Raw genomic sequence first — 5,013 nt, 5'->3', positions numbered from 1 at the left:
GGGGCGCCGGCCCGAGGCCGGACGCCGCGACGGACGCCGTCCGCCCGCGGGGCGGGCGCCGGACCGTCAGGCCCCGGGCCCGGGCTGCAGCAGCTCGAACGGCTGCTGGTCCGCGCGCCGCGAGAGGTCGAGGTGGACGTGCTTGACCTCGGTGTAGGCGTCCAGCGCGTCGGGGCCCAGCTCGCGACCGACGCCGCTCTGGCCGTAGCCGCCGAACGGCGCCATGACGTCGACCGCGTGCCACGTGTTGATCCAGATCGACCCGGCACGCAGCCGGCCGCCGACCTCGGACGCGTGCTCGAGGTCGCCGCCCCAGACGCCGGCCGTCAGGCCGTAGTCGGAGTCGTTGGCGATGCGGATCGCCTCCTCCTCGGTCTCGTACGTCAGGACGGCGAGCACCGGCCCGAAGACCTCGACGCGCGCGATCTCCATGTCGTTGGTGACGTCGGTGAGGATCGTCGGCTCGATCCAGCTGCCGCCCGCGAAGCCCGGGACGTCCGGGACCCCGCCGCCGACGGCGATCGTCGCGCCCTCGGCGACCGCGCCGCCGATCAGCGCCAGCGCCCGGTCGCGCTGCTTGACCGAGATCACCGGTCCGACGTCGGTGTCGAAGTCGCGCGGGTCGCCGAGGCGCAGGTCGCCGACGCGCGCCACGAGCCGGGCGACGATCTCGTCGCGGCGCGCGGCCGGCACGAGCAGCCGCGTGCCGGACTCGCACATCTGGCCGGAGAAGAGCATGCAGCCGAAGAGGATCCCCTCGACGGCCATGTCGAGGTCGGCGTCGTCGAGGACGATCACCGGGGCCTTGCCGCCGAGCTCGAGCGAGACGTTCTTCACGGTCCCGGACGCCAGGCGCATGATCTCGCGGCCGACGACCGTCGAGCCGGTGAACGCGACCTTGCCGACGTCGGGGTGCGACGCCAGCCGGGCGCCGACCTCGGGGCCCTCGCCGGCGACGACGTTCAGGACGCCGGCCGGCAGGCCGACCTCGTGCGCGATCTCGGCCAGGCGCAGGAGCGTCAGGGGCGCCCGCTCGTCGACCTTGACCACGACCGAGTTGCCGGCCGCCAGCGCAGGGCCGATCTTCCAGATGCCCAGCAGCAGCGGGAAGTTCCACGGCACGATCGCCGCGCAGACGCCGATCGGGTCGCGCACGAGCTTGTTGCTCGAGAGCGTCGGGTGGGGCACCGTCCCGATCGTGCGCTGAAACGCGTAGCTCGCGGCGAGGTCCGCGAAGTACTGCATGTTCGGCGCGCCCCAGCCCGCGTGGAAGGCCAGCGCCTGGCGGATCGTCGCGCCGTTGACGCTGCCCTCGAGCTCGGCGAGCTCCTCGATCTCCTCCCCCAGCCGGTCCGCGATCCGCGTCATCACCGCGGCGCGGTCCTGCGGGTCGCGGCGCGACCAGACGCCGGACTCGAAGCTCCGCCGTGCCGCGTCGACCGCGGCGTCGACGTCGGCGACGGTGCCCTTGGCCAGGGTCGCCACGAGCGCGCCGGTCGCGGGGTCGTGGAGGTCGTAGCGGTCGGTCGTGTCGACGTGCCGGCCGTCGACGAAGAGGGGGTGGTGGGTGACGCTCACGGTGGACATGTGGCGACCGTACGCCCGCCCTCCGGGGCCGACGAGTGGCAGCTTTGACACTGCTGCGTCGTTTTCTGCCAGGCTGGGCCGGTGAGCCCGACCCGCGTCGCCGTCCTGGCCCTCGAGCACCTCGTGTCGTTGGACCTCGGCATCGCGGTGCAGGCGTTCGCGCGCGGCCCGGGGCCCGCCGGCGAGCCCGCGGGCTTCACGCTCGTGACCTGCGGCGAGCGGGCCGGTCGCGTCGAGACCGCGGACGGCTTCGCTATCGACGTCCCCGCCGGGATCGAGGCGCTGGAGGACGCGGAGCTGATCGTCCTGCCCGGCCGGGCGTTCCACGACGCCCTGCCGTCGGAGGCGGTCGCCGACGCGCTGCGGGCCGCCCACGCGCGCGGGGCGCGGATCGCGTCGATCTGCGTCGGGGCGTTCGACCTCGCCGCCACCGGGCTCCTCGACGGCCGGCGGGCGACCACCCACTGGGCCTACGCCGACGCGTTCCGCGAGCGCTACCCCGCGGTCGAGCTCGTGCCCGACGCCCTCTACGTCGACGAGGGCGACGTCCTCTCCTCCGCCGGGCTCGCCGCGGGCATGGACCTCTGCCTCCACATCGTCCGCCTGCAGGAGGGCGCGGCCGCAGCGGCGGCCCTCGCGCGCTGGAACGTCGTGGCGCTGCACCGCGACGGCGGCCAGGCCCAGTTCGTGCCCAGCCCGGTCGTCCACGTCGGCGACGACCTCGCGCCGACGCTCGAGTGGGCGCGGGGCCGGCTGGACCGCCCGCTGGACGCCGCGGCGCTGGCCGCCCACGCGCACGTCAGCCCGCGGACGCTTGCCCGGCGCTTCGCGACCGAGGTCGGCACGACGCCGAAGGGCTGGATCACCGCCCAGCGGATCGCCCTGGCCCGCGAGCTGCTGGAGACGACCGACGCCTCGGTCGACGAGGTCGCCCAGCGCTCCGGCCTCGGGTCGGCACCCGTGCTGCGCCGGCACCTCTCCCGGCTCGTCCACACGACCCCGACGGGCTACCGCGGGACGTTCCGCGGGCGGGCCGCGGCGGCCGACTGACGGCGCGGGGACCCGGTCGGGCGGCGATCACGGGGACCGGCCGGCCGGTGTGGACGGGGCGGATCGGACGCTGCGACGTCCGTCCTCGGCCCCGCGAATTGGCGCGTACGCGGTGCATCGGATCGGGGATCATCCGGGCGTGCTCCGCATACCCGCCCCACGCCGCCTCGTACTGCTCGTCGCGCTGGTCGGGAGCGCGTGCGCCTGCTCCCAGGCCGACGCCTACGTCTACTGGGTCAACGGGAGCGGTGGGACCGCGACCATCGCGCGGGCCGGCAACGACGGCTCCGGCGTCCAGCCGAGCTTCATCGCCGCCCCGAACGCGACCTCGATCGCGGTCAACGGGAGCTTCGTCTACTGGACGGACTCGACGGCCAAGACGATCGGGCGCGCCGGCATCAACGGGACCGGCGTGCAGCCGTCCCTGATCTCCGGGGAGCCCGTCGCGGCCCTCGCCGCCGACGCGTCGCACCTGTACGTCGCCAACCAGCAGCCCGGGACGAACCACGGCCGGATCAGCGTGTTCGGTGTCGACGGCCTGCCCCAGAACGCGACGCTCGTGAACGAGCCGGACAACTACTCCAACGGACCGATCGCCGTGGGGCCGAGCTACCTCTACCGCGGACGCGCCCAGTCGGGCAGCATCGGATCGATCGGGCGGACCGACCTGGCGGGCGGCGGCGACACGATCACGAGCCTCGGCGGCGGGAGCTACGTCCGGGCACTCGCGGCCACCGACCGGAACGTCTTCGCGCTCCCGGTCAAGCCCGGGAGCACCTACCCCGTGAGCGTCGCGGACCTGGGCCCCGGCACGTTCGCCGACCTCGTCCCGGGCGACGGGCGGCTGAAGAGCGGTCTCGCCCAGGCCGGGTGCCGCCTGTACTGGTCGACCGCGGGCGTCGCCGCGTCGGGCGGGAACCCCGCGATCCCCGCGGCCATCAGCCGGGCGAACGCCGACGGGACGGACGTCCGCACGCAGTTCATCACCACCAACGTGACGACCCCCGGCGCCGTCGCCGCGGACCTCCTGCCCGCCGAGCCGACCGTCTGCGTCCCGAGCACGGACCCGATCACGACGCCGCCCACGGATCCGCCGGTCACGACCCCGACGACGCCCACGACCCCGACGACGCCGACCCCGCCCGTGACGCGTCCGCTCACGCCCGAGCAGCTGGTCCAGGCGCAGCTCGACGCGATCACCAGGGAGGTCGCGGCGAACACCGCGCGCCTGGCGGCCCGCCAGGACGACCCGTTCTCCGCGCCGGGCCTGGCGGACGACGCGTCCGACCTCAACCCGTTCGGCGGCGGCATCGGGCTGGCGCTCGTCTACACGGAGTGCACGAGCAACTGCACCGTCTCCCCGGGCGGCACGCCGCGCTCGGCGACGGACAAGATCGGCGCGCTGCTCCCCGGCGGAGGGTTCCTCCAGGCCGGGGCGGTCCCGGACCTCGGGTCGCTGGTCGCCAAGAAGGCGAGCTCGAACGTCCTCGGCAGCGTGAGCTTCCCGTCGGTCGGCACGCAGACGAAGGCGCAGCTCGACGCCCGGATCACGGCGCAGACGACGCTCATCGCGGCGTACGACACGGCCACCCGGCAGGCCCACAAGACCCGCTCGGGCGCGAAGCGGCTGACCGGCAAGCGCAGGACGGCCGCGACGAAGAAGCTCCGCGCGCTGACGAAGCGCCGCAAGGCGGACGTCAAGTCGCTCGCCGCGCTGGGGTTCCACTCGCGTCCGCTCAAGCCGTCCAAGACCGGGCGCAGGCGCTACAAGGCGCTGCGGAAGCGCGCCGCGGCAGGCCACAAGGCCACGGTCGTCCTCCAGATCCGCGCGACGGATCCCGCCACCGGCCGGTCCTCGGTCATCTCGAAGACGGTCCGCCTGCGCCCGTGACCCGCCGGAGGGCGCGGATCGGTGGGAGCCCGCGCGACTCGGACCTCCGCTCCCGGATCTGAACCCGCGGATCCGGGCACGACCCAGGGCCGGGCGGGCGGCTCCCCGGGCGCCGCGGCTACCGGGCGGGCACCGGCCGCGGGTCACCGGCCCCGGGCAGCTCCCCCACGTACGTCGCCCGCGGCCGGAAGCGCAGCCGGTGCCGGTACTCCTCGAGCCCGTGGGCGACGAGCCCGACGACGCGGGCCAGCGCGAAGATCGTCGCCGCCGATCCGGGTCGCAGGCGCATCGCCGTCGTCAGCCCCGCGAGCGCGAGGTCGACGTTCGGGGCCGGGAGTCCCCGATCCGCCGCCAGCCGGACGACCTCGGCGGTCGCCGCCGCGGCCCCGTGGTCGCGCGCGCACCCGGGCAGGAGCGCCAGCAGGTGGTCGGCCCGCGGGTCGCGGTCGCGGTAGACCCGGTGGCCGCACGCGGTCGGCGGCTCC

4 protein-coding genes are annotated in these 5,013 nt (G+C 75.3%); 2 read left to right on the top strand and 2 right to left on the bottom strand.

Annotated features, from left to right (window positions below):
* Window positions 1-66: 66 nt before the first annotated feature.
* Window positions 67-1,587 carry an aldehyde dehydrogenase family protein gene (locus AB0L40_RS26520; RefSeq protein ID WP_364361604.1) on the bottom strand — a complete coding sequence of 507 codons (1,521 nt, stop codon included), beginning with the start codon at window positions 1,585-1,587 and terminating at the stop codon, window positions 67-69.
* Window positions 1,588-1,668: 81 nt separating this feature from the next.
* Between AB0L40_RS26520 and AB0L40_RS26515 the strand changes: the two genes are divergently transcribed.
* Both AB0L40_RS26515 and AB0L40_RS26510 read left to right on the top strand, forming a co-directional pair.
* Window positions 1,669-2,637, top strand: coding sequence for a helix-turn-helix domain-containing protein (locus AB0L40_RS26515; RefSeq protein WP_364361602.1), 969 nt, complete (start codon window positions 1,669-1,671; stop codon window positions 2,635-2,637).
* A gap of 139 nt (window positions 2,638-2,776) precedes the next feature.
* Window positions 2,777-4,528 (top strand): hypothetical protein, encoded by a 1,752-nt coding sequence (locus AB0L40_RS26510; RefSeq protein ID WP_364361600.1) that lies wholly within the window; start codon window positions 2,777-2,779, stop codon window positions 4,526-4,528.
* Between the two features lie 118 nt (window positions 4,529-4,646).
* Here AB0L40_RS26510 and AB0L40_RS26505 read toward each other — a convergent pair.
* The coding region (locus AB0L40_RS26505; protein WP_364361598.1) for a citrate/2-methylcitrate synthase at window positions 4,647-5,013 on the bottom strand (367 nt) is incomplete at its 5' end.

Origin of the sequence: Patulibacter sp. NPDC049589, from assembly GCF_040675535.1 — a bacterium.
In the GTDB taxonomy this organism is placed as follows: Bacteria; Actinomycetota; Thermoleophilia; order Solirubrobacterales; family Solirubrobacteraceae; genus Patulibacter.
This window is presented reverse-complemented; position numbering and strand designations above follow the sequence as displayed.